Source organism: Sodalis sp. RH19, assembly GCF_047324215.1.
Taxonomy (GTDB): domain Bacteria; phylum Pseudomonadota; class Gammaproteobacteria; order Enterobacterales; family Enterobacteriaceae; genus Acerihabitans.
In genome coordinates this window covers 347,021-361,674 of the sequence record NZ_CP178734.1, presented here as the reverse complement: position 1 = coordinate 361,674, position 14,654 = coordinate 347,021, and the positions used below count along the sequence as shown (strand labels likewise).

Sequence of the window (14,654 nt, the reverse complement as noted above, 5' to 3'; positions counted from 1 at the left end):
GATGAAATTCGGCATTACCGCAAAGCTGTTCCTCGCCATTTTCGCCACCTGCATGCTGGTGGTGATTACCATGCACTGGGGCGTGCGCGTCAGCTTTGAGCGCGGTTTTATCGATTATATTAAACGTAGCAATAACCAGCGCATCGAGCTGTTAAGCACCGCGCTGGCCGAACAGTACCAGCTGCACGGCGACTGGCGTTTCCTGCGCAATAACGATCGTTTTGTCTATCAGCTGCTGCGTTCCTTTGAACAAAACCTGGACGAGGGCAAGAACCTGCCGCCCCACGGCCTGCGCACCCAGATCTGGGTGGTGGACGCGCAGCGGCAAAAGCTGGTCGGGCCGGGCGGCCCCCTGCCGGATGAAGGCCCGCGCCGTGCGATCAACGTGAACGGCACCCTGGTCGGCTGGGTGATGTCGACGCCGGTCGAGCGCCTGACACGCGATGCGGATATCAATTTCGACGCCCAGCAGCGGCGCACCAGCTGGCTGATTGTCGCGCTGGCGGGACTGCTGGCGGCGGCGGTTACCTGGCTGACCGCGCGCGGCCTGCTGGCGCCGGTCAAACGGCTGGTGAGCGGGACCCATCAGCTGGCCGCCGGCAACTTTTCAACCCGGGTGGAGACCGGCACCCAGGATGAGCTGGGGCGGCTGGCCAATGACTTTAACCAACTGGCCATGTCGCTGGAAAAAAACGACGCCATGCGCCGCGCGTTCATGGCCGATATTTCCCACGAGCTGCGCACGCCGCTGTCGATACTGCGCGGCGAGCTGGAAGCGCTGCAGGACGGGGTGCGCCAGCCCACCGGCGAATCCCTCGCGTCCCTGCAGGCGGAGGTCGCCATCCTGACCAAGCTCGTGGATGATTTACATCAGCTTTCCCTCTCCGACTCAGGCGCGCTGGCCTATCGCAAGGACCGGGTGGACGCCATCCATATCCTGGCTATCGCCGCGGCCTCGTTTCGGGAACGTTTTGTGCTCAAAGGGCTGGACCTGACCCTGGCGCTGCCCGACAAGGCATGGATATTCGGCGATGCGGATCGCCTGACGCAGCTGTTCCTCAACCTGCTGGAAAACAGTTTGCGTTATACCGACGCCCCGGGCAGCGTGGCCGTCGAGGGATGGATACGGGAAGACAGCCTGACGCTGCGCTGGCGGGACAGCACGCCCGGGGTCGAGGATGACCAGCTTACGCAGATTTTTGAACGTTTCTACCGTACCGAGGGCTCACGCAATCGCGCCAGCGGCGGCTCGGGGCTCGGGCTGCCTATTTGCCAGAATATCGTCGAGGCGCACGGGGGACGCATATCGGCCGCGCATTCGGCTTCTGGCGGCCTGCAAATCACGGTACAATTACCCCTCGATCAACGGGCACCCAGGACTCTATGAGCGAACTCGACAGCGCGCCGCTAACCATCCTTATCGTCGAGGATGAGCCCAAGCTTGGGCAATTACTGGTGGATTACCTCCAGGCGGCGGATTATCGCACCCATTGGCTGACGCGGGGCGACGAAGTGGCCGACTATCTGCTGAAGACGCCGGCCGCGCTGGTGCTGCTGGATTTGATGCTGCCGGGCCGCGACGGCTTGTCGGTGTGCCGCGATATCCGGCGCTTTTCCGATGTGCCGATTATCATGATGACCGCCAAGACCGATGAGATCGACCGCCTGCTGGGCCTTGAAATCGGCGCGGATGATTATATCTGCAAACCTTACAGCCCGCGGGAAGTGGTGGCCCGGGTCAAGGCCATCATGCGCCGCTGCTATCGTCCGCAGGCCTGCGCGCCGCAGCCCAGTCCGTTAAAAATCGACGAGAACAGGTTCAAGGCCAGCTACCGCGATCTGGCGCTGGATTTAACCCCGGCGGAATTCCGCCTGCTGAAAATACTGGCCGGCGCGCCCGGCCAGGTCTTCTCGCGCGAAGCCCTGCTCAACCAGCTGTATGACGATTACCGCGTGGTGACCGACCGCACCATAGACAGCCATATCAAGAACTTACGCCGCAAGCTGGAAGCCCTGGCCGACGATGTGGTGTTTATCCGCGCCGTCTACGGCATGGGCTATCGCTGGGAAGCCGAGCCCGGAGATTTAATTTAACCGATTCAGCCACGGTGACAGCCGCGATCGTCTCCTATACTTCATTTAGCGCGAAGGCGCCGTGCAACGTTGAGGAGGAGCCGACATGGCAACCGTACATTATGAGCTGGAAAAAGTGAAGAACGGGCATTTCATATTCAAATTAAAGGGTAATAACGACGAAATCATTTTATCCAGCGCCACCTTTTGCAGCAAGGCGTCAGCGGAAAATGCCATTCGTTTCGCCCGTTACAATGCCCCCGACGAGAATAACTACGAGCTGAAAAGCAGCCGGGACCGGCATGCGTATTTTATTCTGCGGGGCGGCAATTATCAAATCCTCGGCCAAAGCGGTCCTTACAATTCCGAAACCGCCGCCCGACGAGGCATCAAAGCCGCGATGGAATGCGCCGCCACGAAAGAGATCATGGATTTGACGGCCTGATCCGTTCCGCCGGGGGCGCATCCGGTGTCCCCGTTGCGATGAATTAACCCTGCCTGTTAGCGGTTTTTGCTGATCTTTTCCCCGCCAGGGGCTAAAATCCCGTGCTGCACTGCCCCCGCAGGGGCAGCCTGACTTGACATCAGACGAGATTTATCATGTTTACTCCGGAATTACTCTCACCCGCCGGTTCGTTAAAAAATATGCGTTACGCTTTTGCCTACGGCGCCGACGCGGTCTATGCCGGCCAGCCGCGCTATAGCCTGCGGGTACGCAATAACGAATTCAACCACGAAAACCTGTCCGCGGGCATTCAGGAAGCCCATAGCCTGGGTAAGAAATTCTATGTGGTGGTGAATATCGCCCCGCACAACGCCAAGCTGAAAACCTTTATCCGCGATCTCACGCCGGTGGTCGAGATGGGTCCCGACGCGCTGATCATGTCCGATCCCGGCCTGATTATGCTGGTGCGCCAGGCGTTTCCGGCCATGCCCATCCATCTGTCGGTCCAGGCCAACGCGGTAAACTGGGCAACGGTAAAATTCTGGCAGCAGGCCGGACTGACCCGGGTGATCCTTTCCCGGGAACTGTCGCTGGAGGAGATTGCGGAAATCCGGGCGCAGGTACCGGAAATCGAGCTGGAAGTGTTTGTCCACGGCGCCCTGTGCATGGCCTATTCCGGCCGCTGCCTGCTGTCGGGATACCTCAATAAGCGCGACCCCAACCAGGGCGCCTGCACCAATGCCTGTCGCTGGGAATATAACGTGCAGGAGGGCAAGGAAGACGAGGTAGGCAATATCGTTCATCAGCATGAGCCGATCGCCGTTACCCAAGTTGAGCCGACGCTCGGCATCGGCGCGCCGACCGGCAAGGTGTTCATGCTGGAAGAGGCCCAGCGCCCCGGCGAATATATGAGCGCGTTCGAGGATGAACACGGCACCTATATCATGAATTCAAAGGATCTGCGCGCCGTCGCGCACGTGGAACGCCTGACGGCGATGGGCGTGCATTCCCTGAAAATAGAAGGCCGCACCAAATCTTTTTATTATTGCGCGCGCACCGCCCAGGTCTATCGCCGGGCGATTGACGACGCCGTAGCCGGCAAGCCGTTTGACGTCTCCCTGCTCAAAACGCTTGAGGGCCTGGCGCACCGGGGTTATACCGAAGGCTTCCTGCGCCGCCATGTCCATGAGGATCAGCAGAATTACGATTACGGTTATTCTGTTTCAGACCGCCAGCAGTTCGTCGGCGAATTTACCGGCGCCCGGCGCGACGGGCTGGCCGAAGTGGACGTGAAAAACAAATTCTCCCGCGGCGACAGCGTGGAACTGATGACCCCACAAGGCAATATCAGCTTTACCCTGGAACGCATCGTCACCGGCAAAGGCGCCGACGCCGACGTGGCGCCGGGCAACGGCCATAGGGTCTACCTGCCGATCCCGGAGGCTATCGACGTGCGCTTCGCCATATTGTTGCGAAACCTGCCGGGCACCACCACGCGTAATCCGCACGGCAGCGTCGCGGCGGCGGACACCACCGCGGGCTGATCGTTCAGAGAAATTCAGCATTGGTCATCCGGAAATTAGAATTGGGTCACAATACGTACCGGGGGCAAAGCGTATAATGCGCTTGCTGAATCAAAATGCAAAACAATGACCCAGCCTCACCAGGAACCACCTCTTTCGCCAGCTCATCCTCCCTTGAGCTGGCTTTTTATTTGGCGAAAAGCCCCTTCATGACGCATTATCATTTCTGTATGAAAACCCCTACTTCAAGGAAAGGCATTGATGCAATCAGCCATGGCAACCACTCCCGCCTCACTGCTTATCGTGAACGGCAAAAGCGCGGGTAACGAAGAGCTCAGACTGGCGGTGGAGCAGCAACGCGAAGCCGGTTTTCCGCTGCACGTGCGCGTTACCTGGGAGCATGGAGACGCGCAGCGCTACGTCGAGGAAGCCGTTCGCCTGCGGGTGGACACGGTCATCGCCGGCGGCGGCGATGGCACCATTAACGAAATCGCCAGCGCCCTGGCGCTGCTGCCGGCGGCGCGCCGCCCTTGCCTGGGTATCCTGCCGCTGGGCACCGCCAACGATTTTGCCCTCAGCTGCGCCATTCCCCAGGAGCTGGATAAAGCGCTGATGCTGGCCATTAACGGCAAGGCGGTGGATATCGACATCGCCCAGGTTAATCACGATCGTTATTTCATCAATATGGCCACCGGCGGCTTCGGCACCCGCATCACCGCCGAGACGCCGGCCAAGCTGAAATCCGCCCTGGGCGGCGCATCCTATTTTATCCATGGCCTGCTGCGCATGGATACCCTGAAAGCCGACAGCTGCGCAATCCGCGGCCCGGGCTTTAACTGGGCGGGCGAGGCGCTGGTTATCGGTATCGGCAACGGCCGCCAGGCCGGCGGCGGGCAGGCGCTTTGCCCGGACGCGCTGATCAACGACGGCCTGCTGCAGCTGCGCGTTTTCGCCTCGGAGGCGCTGCTGCCGATCCTCCTCAACAGCCTGACCAGCGATGAGCAAAACCCCCATGTCATCGCCGCTTCTCTGCCCTGGCTTGAAATCGAGGCGCCGCATGAGGTCACCTTCAACCTCGACGGTGAGCCGCTGAAGGGAAAAAAATTCCTGATTACCATCTTGCCGGCGGCGCTGGCATGCCGTCTGCCGCCCCTTTGTCCGCTGCTGGCCTAGGGGAACCGGCCATGTCGCCGCCAGTGATTTGATCTTACGCACATTTTCGACAGTCCGGGACGACACGCGCAAGAATTTGTATAACAACTTAGGGTAATCTATAGGCTATGTAGCTGTTTCAGGAAGTTATCATGCAAGCATTTTCACCCGCCCTGCCCGCGCCGCAAACGCTTTACTACAGCGCCGGGGAAGCCCATCCCCTGGAGACGCTGACGGAAAAAAGCCTGTGCGGCATGGTCGAGGATATGAAAGTCACCCAGAGTGACAAAGAACATTATATTACCGGCTGGATGGGGTCCCACAGCGTGGTGGTTATCCATAACTACCGCGAAAAGCGCGGCACCTCCAACGGTTTTGTGTTGACCAAAGAGAACCAGTACCGGCTCAGCGTGCAATCCATTGAGTTCCGCATCCCGAAATTAATCCTTTGGCTGTCGCTGCGCCGCAATCCGCGCACCATGACGCTGATTACCTACAATACGCTGGGCGATATGGTCAGCCCGCTGATGCAGTTTCGCAATATGACCGATAAGCCGGTCAAGCGCATGCTGGAGCAGGACTGGCAGGCGCTTAACGACTATATCGGCATGGCCTGCTGGCAGTTGGAAAACGGCAATCCGCTGTGGCATCAGCTGCTGCAGACGTTAACGCCCGACCAGCTATCAGGCTTGATCAACGCGCCGGTGTTCAGCGAAAAACGACTGCAAAAAGACGGCGAGTACGAAGGTTTCTGGGCCGGGAATGTCTTTATCGGCCGCTGTCTCGGCCCTTATCCGGCGCTGCAATTATTATGGCGCGATGAAGACAACCAGATGCAGCCGGGGTATATCTATACGGCGGTACCGGAATACCGGGGCGGCACTCCCCTGCCGTCATTGCGCATCCGCCCGCACCGCGGCGAGAACAGTTATTTGCTCAACGCCTTCGACGCCCGGCATCTGCACGACGCCCGCTCGCTGCTTAACTTTGCCCAGGGCATTCTCACCGGAATGTCACCACCACTGGTGGAAATGATGGACCGGCCCGATCCCCTGCCCGACCTGTAGATCATCCGCATGCAGCAGCGCCTGCTGCAGCCAGGCTTTGGCCGCCGCGAGCGTTTGCGCCCAGTCGTCATGCAGCGGACGCAGGGCCGCCAGCGCGGCGGAGAGCGTGCAACCGGTGCCATGGGTATGCCGGGTGTTCACCCTGACGGCGTCGAAACGCCGTTCGTCCGTGGCGGTGATAAGCCAGTCGGGACTGGAGTCGCCATGCAGGTGGCCGCCCTTCATCACCACCGCCTGGCAGCCGTAGGCCAGGAGTTCCCGGCCCTGCCGGCGCATTTCCTCCTCGCTGGCGGCGGCGCGGCAGCCCAGCAGCGCCGCCGCTTCCGGCAAATTAGGGGTGATGATGGACGCCAGCGGCAATAAGACATCCCGCACGGCGCTCACGGCATCCGGCGACAGCAGGAAATCGCCGCTTTTCGCCACCATCACGGTATCGAGCACCACATAGGGTATGGGATATTGCCGCAGTTTTGCCGCCACCGTCCGCACGATGTCCGCCTGCCCGAGCATGCCGATTTTAGCGCTGTCGATACGCAGGTCACCGAGCACGGAATCCAGCTGGGCGGCGACGAATTCAGCGCTGATAGGATAGATGGACTGCACGCCGCGGGTATTTTGCGCCACCAGCGCGGTGATGACCGTGGCGCCATAGGCGCCAAGCGCCGAGAAGGTTTTTAAATCAGCCTGGATACCGGCGCCGCCGCTGGGATCGGTGCCGGCGATACTGAGCAGGTTATGGCAGCGCTTCATTGTATATCCTCCTCCTGCAGGCCGTACAGCCGGTCGAGGAAGCCGACGGCAAAGCTGCCCGGACCCGCCGCGTCCCGGGCGGTTAACCGCCCGGCCCGCGCCATGATCCTGCAGGCGGCGGCCAGATGCTGCAACCGATCGCCCGGCAGGGCGCAAAACGCCGCCGCCACGGCCGATAAGGCGCAGCCGGTACCGGTGACGCGCGTCATCATGGCGTCGCCGTCGGTTACGGACCAGACCCGATCGCCGTCGGTGATAAAATCCACCCGGCCGGTAACCGCGACCAGGGTGCCATAGTCCGCGGCCAGCTGGCGGGCAAAAGGCAGGGCGTAGCGGGAGTCGTCGGCGCTGTCCACGCCGCGGCCCAGGGCCGGCTGCCCGGCCAGCGCCAGGATTTCCGAGGCATTGGCGCGAATGGCGGCGGGTTTTAACGTCAATATGCCCCGGGCAAATTCAGTACGGAAGGTTAATGCGCCCACGGCCACCGGATCCAGCACCCATGGCGTGCCGGCCTGATTGGCCGACGTAATGGCGGCCATCATCGCCTCGGCCCGCGGCGCGGTCAGCGTGCCGATATTCACCAGCAGCGCATCGGCCATGGCGGCGAACTGAACCGCCTCACGGGGTTCGATCACCATGGCCGGGGCGGCGCCGACGGCCAGGAGCGCATTGGCGGTAAACGCCTGTACCACGTCATTGGTCATACAATGGACTAATGGCTTGCGCTGGCGCAGCAGGGTAAGGGAAGACGCGGCGGCTAAGCCGGGCAGTTCGGCAGGTTCGGTAATCATAGCGCTCCCAGCCGGCGCTGAGGAAGACGGACCCGGCGGGACAACAGGCCGTGACTTCCCTACGCTGGCATTATCCAGATCAGGTCATACGGGTAAAATCTCAGTCCGGCGCACAGCGGCGGACACCCCGAGTCAAGTGGCATGATTATCCGGCGGGCGGGAGAAAAGATCAATGGTGAGTTTGCCGGCGGAGCCTGGTCCCTCCGCCGGCGTCGATCTCATAAACACAATTATCAGCAGACTTAATAATAAGGCTATGAGCAGGGCCGCTGGGGACTGACCAACATCCGGCCGTAACAAACGTCCCCGCAGAATTGCGCACCCGTGGCACCGGTGGGCGTCAACCACCACTGCGCACTGTCCCCGGCCCCCTCCAGGCGGGCAAATCCCGCCTCGGCCAGCGCGCTTAACCGCCCGGCCAGCCAGGGATCGTCTTTTATCGGCGGGGAAAAGCGCCAACGGGGCTCAGCATGACAAAACATTGGCTTATTATTCATGAGATCGATTAAAATTATTTTATGGAGATGCTCAGAGGAATATGCCGTTAATGAAAACAAAGCTAATAAATTAAAAAGACAGAATCTAATCATGCCTACCTTCAACAGCCAGAAGAATCACCGGGCAATGATAGCATCAAATTTCTCGCGGCAACGCCTGCATCTTAAACACTATATAAATGATTGCAAATATATTGGCAACGCTGTCCATTTTAAGCCGACAGCATAATAAAACTCCCACAGATGGACAGGGTTGTGATCACGTTGCGCGAAATGATAAATGGATAGTTAACCAAATAATTTAAGTTCCGTGGCCCGGCTGATGGCATGTTTTGCATTCGTAACGCCTAGCTTATCAATAATATTTCTGATATGAAATTTTACCGTTCCCTCGCGTATTGCCAGGATGGTCGCGACCTCGCCATAGGTTTTTCCGACACTGGCCCAGAATAATACTTCTTTTTCCCGGGGAGACAGCGCCTGGACGTGTGATCTCTCGCCATGGGACGTGGCGTTGGGCAACGTATTTTGCATAAAGTTCAATACCTTATCATGAGTGCTAATCAGCAGCATCTGCAGTCTTTCTTTGTTTTGCTCAATAAAATGATAAAAGTCCTCCTTTCCCTGGCGGTTGCTGATGCTTAATGTAGCCAGGTTGTTATCGCAATCATGCAACGTAAAAGTGTAGCCGCTGTCAAGCCGGTAATATTTTGACAGCCTGAAAAAGCTATGCTCTTGTATTATCGACGGATTATCAGGCCAAAAAAAAGGGGTGAATTTCCGGCAGGCGATGAGCATCACCGGGTCGATTTTTTGATAACCGTAACTGCGGTATTGATTCAGCCAGCCGCTGGGGTAGTCGGATATTATATAGGCTGGGAAGTTATCGCTTTTATTCATCATAAAGTAGGCAAAACAGAACGCGTTGGCGTTCTTGAATATCTGCTGAAGATAAAGTTTGATTTCTATTTTCATCGTTTGGATAAAGAAATCTTGATTATTCTCTAAGGGTTTTTCCATAAAATATGCCTGCCATATTAACTAACACTCATCATTTATTATCCATAAGGGGTAATAAAGAGCAGTTTCAACATGTAATACCGGTGGGATTTTGGATAATATAAGAGGCAGGCTATGGATGCAACCTCTAACAGTTTTATCAATCATTGCGGCGCTAATGACTGCCGCCCAGGGCTTGCGCTACCCTCATACCGGTGTTTAAGACGGTTTATCCTCAGCGGCATCCCGCGTTTATATTAATCTAGTTTAAGCTTCAGCTAGATGCGACCGGATAATAATCGCGATCGCCTGCCGGCGGACCGCACCGCGCCGGCACCGCATCCTATACCGCCTGGAAATAATAAGCACAATATTATTTATTCCATCTATAAGTTAAACTTGATACTGAGAAGGTAACAAATCAATAAGTTAACTAAGGTTTCAGATGAAAAAAGAGGATGTGGTTGTCAGGGATTACCGGGAAGCGGATCGTCCTTTTCTGCGTACTCTCTATCTGTCGGCACGCAAGGCCGGCTGGACCTGGCTTGATAACCGGCAGTGGCGGCTGGAGGATTTTGACGGCGCCACGTTCGATGAAAAGATCATCGTCGCCGAAATACAGGGCCATATTGCCGGTTTTGCCTCGCTTTGGCTGCCGGACAGCTTTTTGCATAATTTGTTTGTCGATCCTGCCTGGCAGCGCCGCGGGGTAGCCACCGCGCTGCTGACGGCGTGCTATCCGCTCTGCCGCGGCACCATGGCGCTTAAATGCCTGCAGGAGAATGTGGGCGCGCAGCAATTCTATCTGCGTCACGGCTGGACGATTATCTCATCCGGTGTTTCCGAGCACGGCAAATATTATCTGATGCACCGCAGGATACGGCAGCAGTAGCCAGGCGCGCCCGCGCCGCGTTTTCGTGGCCGCTGCCCCCGTCTTGGGGTTACAGGACGATGCGCGGGCGTCTGTTGCCGTGACGATTTATTCTTCCGTGCGGCTTTTCCTGGCGGCCATGTATGTGCATAATACACATATTATCCATTTGAACCCGGTTGCCATCGGGGATGGCCGGATTCGCGCCCAGGGGTGAAACGGAATGAAAGCAGCGATCGTAACAACGGCGGGCCAGCCCCCCGTCTACGGAGACTTCAGTGAACCAGCGCCCGCGCCGGGCAAAAGCCTGATCCGCGTCAGCGCGTCGTCGCTGAGCCACATCACCAGGAATCGCGCGTCGGGCGCGCATTACAGCGCCGACAGCGCGCTGCCGTTTATTCCCGGCATCGATGGCACCGGCATCACGCAAGACGGCCGGCGCGTCTATTTTCTGTTGCCGGAGCAGCCTTACGGCGCCATGGCCGAGCAATGCCTGGTGGACGCGGGCCATTGCATCGCCCTGCCGGACGACCTGGACGAGGTTTCCGCCGCCGCCATGGCCATACCGGGCATGTCGTCATGGGCGGCCCTGGTGGAACGCGCCCGGCTGCGCGGGGGTGAAACGGTGCTGATTAACGGCGCCGCCGGCACGTCCGGCCGCCTGGCAATCCAGATTGCCCGGCATCTCGGCGCCGGGAAAATCATTGCGACGGGACGCCGGACCGCATCGTTCGGCGATCTCCGCCGTCTTGGCGCCGACGTGACGATTCCGCTGGTCCAGGATTTGAACGCCCAGGAGCAGGCCTTTACGCACGAATTTCGCCAGGGCGTCGATATCGTGCTGGATTATTTATGGGGGGTTAGCGCGCAAACGCTGGCTATAGCCGCCGCCAAGGCCGGTCCTGAGGGCGTGCCGATTCGTTTTGTGCAAATCGGCTCGTTAAGCGGGGCCGATATCACCCTGCCGGGGGCGGCGCTGCGGTCGTCCGCGTTGCAGTTGATGGGCAGCGGCATCGGCAGCGTGCCGTTTCCGCGCATGCTGGCGGCCATCCAGGGCGTGCTGGCGGCGGCCCCGGAGGCCGGTTTTGCCATCGCGGCGCAATCCATGCCGCTGGCGGAGGTCGCGCGGGCCTGGGCCGCTGATAACGACGGCGCGCGCATCGTATTGCGGCCCTGAAAGCCCGTTCAGGGTCATTGCCGAACCTGTTAGTCGATATACCCGTATAACGTCACTACTTTACCCATACGGCCGGAAAGCCGATAGTAGCTCTTCGCCCATACCTCTCTGGAGAAGCTATCATGCGTGTCTTTGTTACCGGCGCTACGGGGTTTATCGGCTCCGCCATTGTCAGGGAACTGATCGCCGCCGGCCATCAGGTGCTCGGTCTCGCCCGTTCGGAGGCCTCCGCCGGGTCGCTTATCGCCGCCGGCGCCCAGGCGCATCGCGGCAGCCTGGAAGATCTGGACAGCCTGCGCGCCGGGGCGTCCCTGTCCGACGGCGTCATTCATACCGCCTTTATCCACGAATTCACCAAAATGAAGGAAAATTGCGCGATAGACCGGCGCGCCATCGAGGCGCTCGGCGCCGCGGTCTCCGGCAGCGGCCGCCCCCTGGTGGTCACCTCCGCCACCGGGTTGATGTCGCTCGGCCGTAGCGCCACCGAGGACGATGTCCCGGCGGCCGGCCCCGATGCGATACCCCGGGTCGCCTCGGATAACGCGGTGGCCGCGCTGGCGGCGCAGGGCGTGCGCGTCTCGCTGGTACGCCTGCCGCCTTCGGTCCATGGTGAGGGCGATCATGGCTTTGTGCCGCTGCTGATCGGCATCGCGCGCGAACGGGGCGTTTCAGCGTATGTGGACGAGGGCCTTAATCTTTGGCCCGCCGTGCACCGGCTCGACGCGGCGCGTTTGTTCCGGCTGGTGCTTGAACAAGGCGCTGCGGGCGCCCGCTATCATGCCGTCGCAGAAGAAGGGGTGCCGTTTCGCGCGATCGCCGAGGTTATCGGCCGCCGCCTGGGCCTGCCGGTCGTCGCCAAGACCGCCGGTGAAGCCGCCGCACACTTCGGTTGGTTCGCGCACTTCGCCGCGCTTAACAGCCCGGCCCTGAGCCGGCAGACCCGCGAACAGCTGGGCTGGCGGCCGGAGCAGCCTGGACTGATTGCCGATCTCGACCACCCACGCTATTTTTCCTGACCGGCACGGCGGTTTTCGGCCGGTGATCAGGAAGAAGCCGGTATGTTTTGGGCTTCGCCGGCGAGCAGATGGCGCCTGGCGCTCGCCATAATCTCATCCGCGAGCGCCTGCCCTTTTGTGGCCCGGGCCAGTACCAGCGCCCCGACCAGGGTGGCCATCTCAGCCAGTGCGGCTTCCCGCGCAGCGCCGGCATCGCCCTCTTCCCGCCCATCGGCAAGCAGGGCAATCAGTTTTTCCAGCCCCTGGAGAAACGCCAGGCGCACGGGCTTGTCTTGCGGCTCACGGGCGACATCGGTGGCCAAGGCGGCCAGCGGGCACCCCGTTGCCACCGCCGTCAGGTTCTGCGGCGCGAGATATCCCTCAATCAGCGCGGCGTGCGCCGCGGCGGGGTCCCCGGTTCCGTCCATGCGCGCATGCCAGCGCTCAACCGAATCCCCGAAGGCCTTGGCGCAGGCAATGGCGGCCAGTTCATCCTTCGACGCAAAATGCCCGTAGAACCCGCCATGCGTCAAGCCCACCGCGCCCATCAGATCGGCGACGCTGACGCGCAGGCCCTGTTCACGGAACAAACGTGACGAGGCGTCTACAATGGCGACGCGGTTGCGTTCGGTTTCGGCTCTTGATACCCGCGGCATGGCAACTCCCACTATGGCATATACATTATCAGCATCATCTATTATAGCCCTGGCAGCTATCCGGCGCTACACTGTTTGCCCCTGCCCGCGTGTTTCACTGTGAAGGAGAGAGCCCATGCCTTATCTGCAACTTGATGTAAACGGCCATTATGCCACGCCGGATAAGCAGCGCCTGGCCGCCAAACTCTGCGCCACCTATGCCGATATGATGTCCGTCGATATCCGGCGTATCAGCATCGCCATCCGGGAATTGGGCGCAGGCGGCGTCTGGCGTATTACGGCGGCCGATAGCGCGCCGGAGCCGGTTTCGGTGCTGATGCTGGACATCCGCAAAGGCCGGTCGGCCGACCAGCGCATGGCGGTGGCCAAGGCGCTTTGCGCGCACTGTGTCGAAATACTGGGACTGCGCGCGGATCGGCTCAACGTCGAGTTTACCCAGCATGACGGCGACGAGATGTATCACCCGCAGCTGGGCGGCTACAGCCCGGATTGGGAGCCAGGCCAACGCTAGGCGGCAGACAATTTGTCGGCGCTATTGCGCAGCGCCCGCGCAAAGACGCGCCAGAACGCCTGGGGATATTGCGGCGAAGGCTTTCCGCAAGCTGGCGCCGTTGGCCGGGCGCTACATTTCCATAACGATCTTGCCGAAAGCGCCGCGGTCGAGATGATCGAGCGCCGCGGCAAGATCAGCCAGCGGATAGCGGGTATCGATCACCGGTTTCAGGCCCGTCCGGTCGACGGCCCGGACCAGATCCTCCAGCGCGCGGCGATGGCCGGTGCCTATACCCTGGATGCTGACATCCTTAAGCATCAGCGGCATGGCCTGAGCCGACACCTCGAACCCCTCCAGCGCGCCAATCTGATAGATGCGCCCGCCGACAGCCGCCGTCTGGACGGCCTTGCCGAGGTGCGGTCCGCCGACCAGCTCGAGAATATGATCGGCGCCGCGGTCGCCGGTGATGCGCAGTACCGCGTCCACCCAATCTGCGTGCCGGCGATCGATGCCATGATCCGCGCCCAGCGCCATGGCGCGCGCCAGCTTGTCGGCACTGGCGGAGACAATGGCTTCGGCCCCATGCGCCTTGGCGATCTGCAGGCCGAACAGCGCAACGCCGCCCGTTCCCTCGATCAGCACCGTCTCGCCGGCGCGCAGGCGGCCGCGCTCGACAAGCGCGAACCAGGCGGTAAGCCCGGCGCAGGGCAATGTACTGGCTTGCGCATCATCCAGCGTATGCGGCGCCCGCACGAACCAGTCTTCCGGGAACGCCACATAGTCCGCCAGCACGCCGGGATAAAAACCGCCCAGGGTACGATAGGACGGTGTGCGGGCGTCACCGCGCCGGACGCCGTCGATCCAGCCGGGCGTGAAGGTCGAGATGACGCGCTCGCCGGTGCTGAAGCGGGCGGCATCCGCGCCCGCGGCGATCACCGTTCCCGCGAGATCGGAACCGGGGGTGAAGGGAAATGCGATGGGTAAACCCCGGCCGCTTTCGGTTACCATCTTGTCGCGATAATTGAGCGAGACGGCGGCCACCTTCACCAGGACTTCGCCCCGCCCCGGCGCCGGAATCGGCACCTCCCGCAGCGCCAGCCGGTCCCGGCCTATGGCGTCCATCTCCCAACGTCTCATGGTTTTTGTCATCACGTACTCCGTTGCA

15 protein-coding genes and 1 riboswitch are annotated in these 14,654 nt (G+C 60.4%); of the genes, 10 read left to right on the top strand and 5 right to left on the bottom strand.

Annotation, left to right across the window (positions count from 1 at the left end):
- The first annotated feature begins 1 nt into the window (after position 1).
- The 6 genes from baeS (at position 2) to ACL2XF_RS01670 (ending at position 6,260) form a co-directional block, all read left to right on the top strand.
- Complete coding sequence (baeS, locus tag ACL2XF_RS01695) at positions 2–1,387, top strand: two-component system sensor histidine kinase BaeS (RefSeq protein ID WP_413727884.1); 1,386 nt, start codon at positions 2–4, stop codon at positions 1,385–1,387.
- Positions 1,384–2,094, top strand: a complete 711-nt coding sequence (gene baeR, locus ACL2XF_RS01690; protein WP_410014056.1) for a two-component system response regulator BaeR — start codon at positions 1,384–1,386, stop codon at positions 2,092–2,094. The genes baeS and baeR overlap by 4 nt, the downstream gene beginning before the upstream one ends.
- Positions 2,095–2,179: 85 nt before the next feature.
- Positions 2,180–2,518 carry a YegP family protein gene (locus ACL2XF_RS01685; protein ID WP_410014055.1) on the top strand — a complete coding sequence of 113 codons (339 nt, stop codon included), beginning with the start codon at positions 2,180–2,182 and terminating at the stop codon, positions 2,516–2,518.
- Between the two features lie 155 nt (positions 2,519–2,673).
- Positions 2,674–4,062, top strand: coding sequence for a tRNA 5-hydroxyuridine modification protein YegQ (yegQ, locus tag ACL2XF_RS01680; RefSeq protein ID WP_413727883.1), 1,389 nt, complete (start codon positions 2,674–2,676; stop codon positions 4,060–4,062).
- A 252-nt stretch (positions 4,063–4,314) separates the two neighbouring features.
- A complete protein-coding gene (yegS, locus tag ACL2XF_RS01675; protein WP_410016752.1) occupies positions 4,315–5,214 on the top strand; it encodes a lipid kinase YegS in 900 nt (299 codons plus the stop codon).
- Positions 5,215–5,345: 131 nt separating this feature from the next.
- Positions 5,346–6,260, top strand: a complete 915-nt coding sequence (locus ACL2XF_RS01670; RefSeq protein WP_413727882.1) for a hypothetical protein — start codon at positions 5,346–5,348, stop codon at positions 6,258–6,260.
- Here the strand turns inward: ACL2XF_RS01670 and thiD are convergent.
- The 3 genes from thiD to ACL2XF_RS01655 all read right to left on the bottom strand — a co-directional run bounded on the left by thiD (position 6,207) and on the right by ACL2XF_RS01655 (position 9,318).
- Positions 6,207–7,010 (bottom strand): bifunctional hydroxymethylpyrimidine kinase/phosphomethylpyrimidine kinase, encoded by an 804-nt coding sequence (gene thiD / locus ACL2XF_RS01665; protein ID WP_410014052.1) that lies wholly within the window; start codon positions 7,008–7,010, stop codon positions 6,207–6,209. The two genes, ACL2XF_RS01670 and thiD, sit on opposite strands and share 54 nt — an antisense overlap.
- Entirely contained in the window at positions 7,007–7,801 is a 795-nt protein-coding gene (gene thiM, locus ACL2XF_RS01660; RefSeq protein WP_413727881.1) for a hydroxyethylthiazole kinase, read from the bottom strand. Before thiM ends, thiD begins: the two co-directional genes overlap by 4 nt.
- 39 nt (positions 7,802–7,840) lie before the next feature.
- Positions 7,841–7,941, bottom strand: a riboswitch (TPP riboswitch).
- Between the two features lie 645 nt (positions 7,942–8,586).
- Entirely contained in the window at positions 8,587–9,318 is a 732-nt protein-coding gene (locus ACL2XF_RS01655) for a helix-turn-helix transcriptional regulator (protein WP_410014049.1), read from the bottom strand.
- A gap of 424 nt (positions 9,319–9,742) precedes the next feature.
- Between ACL2XF_RS01655 and ACL2XF_RS01650 the strand changes: the two genes are divergently transcribed.
- From ACL2XF_RS01650 to ACL2XF_RS01640, 3 genes are all read left to right on the top strand, one after another.
- Entirely contained in the window at positions 9,743–10,189 is a 447-nt protein-coding gene (locus ACL2XF_RS01650) for an N-acetyltransferase family protein (protein WP_410014048.1), read from the top strand.
- A gap of 202 nt (positions 10,190–10,391) precedes the next feature.
- On the top strand, positions 10,392–11,345 hold the full coding sequence (locus ACL2XF_RS01645) for a quinone oxidoreductase family protein (RefSeq protein WP_413727880.1): 954 nt from the start codon (positions 10,392–10,394) through the stop codon (positions 11,343–11,345).
- 122 nt (positions 11,346–11,467) lie between these two features.
- A complete protein-coding gene (locus ACL2XF_RS01640) occupies positions 11,468–12,361 on the top strand; it encodes an SDR family oxidoreductase (protein ID WP_413727879.1) in 894 nt (297 codons plus the stop codon).
- A gap of 26 nt (positions 12,362–12,387) precedes the next feature.
- Here ACL2XF_RS01640 and ACL2XF_RS01635 read toward each other — a convergent pair whose 3' ends face one another.
- A complete protein-coding gene (locus ACL2XF_RS01635) occupies positions 12,388–12,996 on the bottom strand; it encodes a TetR/AcrR family transcriptional regulator (RefSeq protein ID WP_413727878.1) in 609 nt (202 codons plus the stop codon).
- A 115-nt stretch (positions 12,997–13,111) separates the two neighbouring features.
- Between ACL2XF_RS01635 and ACL2XF_RS01630 the strand changes: the two genes are divergently transcribed.
- Positions 13,112–13,507, top strand: a complete 396-nt coding sequence (locus tag ACL2XF_RS01630; protein WP_413721156.1) for a hypothetical protein — start codon at positions 13,112–13,114, stop codon at positions 13,505–13,507.
- A gap of 111 nt (positions 13,508–13,618) precedes the next feature.
- Here ACL2XF_RS01630 and ACL2XF_RS01625 read toward each other — a convergent pair whose 3' ends face one another.
- The gene (locus ACL2XF_RS01625; RefSeq protein ID WP_413727877.1) at positions 13,619–14,638 is read right to left on the bottom strand and encodes a zinc-dependent alcohol dehydrogenase family protein; all 1,020 of its coding nucleotides are present in this window, start codon (positions 14,636–14,638) and stop codon (positions 13,619–13,621) included.
- Positions 14,639–14,654 lie beyond the last annotated feature (16 nt).

Bases quoted from the DNA above. Each gene is read 5' to 3' on its own strand.
- ACL2XF_RS01630 (WP_413721156.1), top strand. From the start codon at position 13,112: ATGCCTTATCTGCAACTTGATGTAAACGGCCATTATGCCACGCCGGAT.
- baeS (WP_413727884.1), top strand. From the start codon at position 2: ATGAAATTCGGCATTACCGCAAAGCTGTTCCTCGCCATTTTCGCCACC.
- ACL2XF_RS01670 (WP_413727882.1), top strand. From the start codon at position 5,346: ATGCAAGCATTTTCACCCGCCCTGCCCGCGCCGCAAACGCTTTACTAC.
- thiD (WP_410014052.1), bottom strand. From the start codon at position 7,010: ATGAAGCGCTGCCATAACCTGCTCAGTATCGCCGGCACCGATCCCAGC.
- ACL2XF_RS01645 (WP_413727880.1), top strand. From the start codon at position 10,392: ATGAAAGCAGCGATCGTAACAACGGCGGGCCAGCCCCCCGTCTACGGA.
- yegQ (WP_413727883.1), top strand. From the start codon at position 2,674: ATGTTTACTCCGGAATTACTCTCACCCGCCGGTTCGTTAAAAAATATG.
- ACL2XF_RS01635 (WP_413727878.1), bottom strand. From the start codon at position 12,996: ATGCCGCGGGTATCAAGAGCCGAAACCGAACGCAACCGCGTCGCCATT.
- ACL2XF_RS01625 (WP_413727877.1), bottom strand. From the start codon at position 14,638: ATGACAAAAACCATGAGACGTTGGGAGATGGACGCCATAGGCCGGGAC.
- thiM (WP_413727881.1), bottom strand. From the start codon at position 7,801: ATGATTACCGAACCTGCCGAACTGCCCGGCTTAGCCGCCGCGTCTTCC.
- yegS (WP_410016752.1), top strand. From the start codon at position 4,315: ATGGCAACCACTCCCGCCTCACTGCTTATCGTGAACGGCAAAAGCGCG.
- ACL2XF_RS01650 (WP_410014048.1), top strand. From the start codon at position 9,743: ATGAAAAAAGAGGATGTGGTTGTCAGGGATTACCGGGAAGCGGATCGT.
- ACL2XF_RS01685 (WP_410014055.1), top strand. From the start codon at position 2,180: ATGGCAACCGTACATTATGAGCTGGAAAAAGTGAAGAACGGGCATTTC.
- baeR (WP_410014056.1), top strand. From the start codon at position 1,384: ATGAGCGAACTCGACAGCGCGCCGCTAACCATCCTTATCGTCGAGGAT.
- ACL2XF_RS01655 (WP_410014049.1), bottom strand. From the start codon at position 9,318: ATGGAAAAACCCTTAGAGAATAATCAAGATTTCTTTATCCAAACGATG.
- ACL2XF_RS01640 (WP_413727879.1), top strand. From the start codon at position 11,468: ATGCGTGTCTTTGTTACCGGCGCTACGGGGTTTATCGGCTCCGCCATT.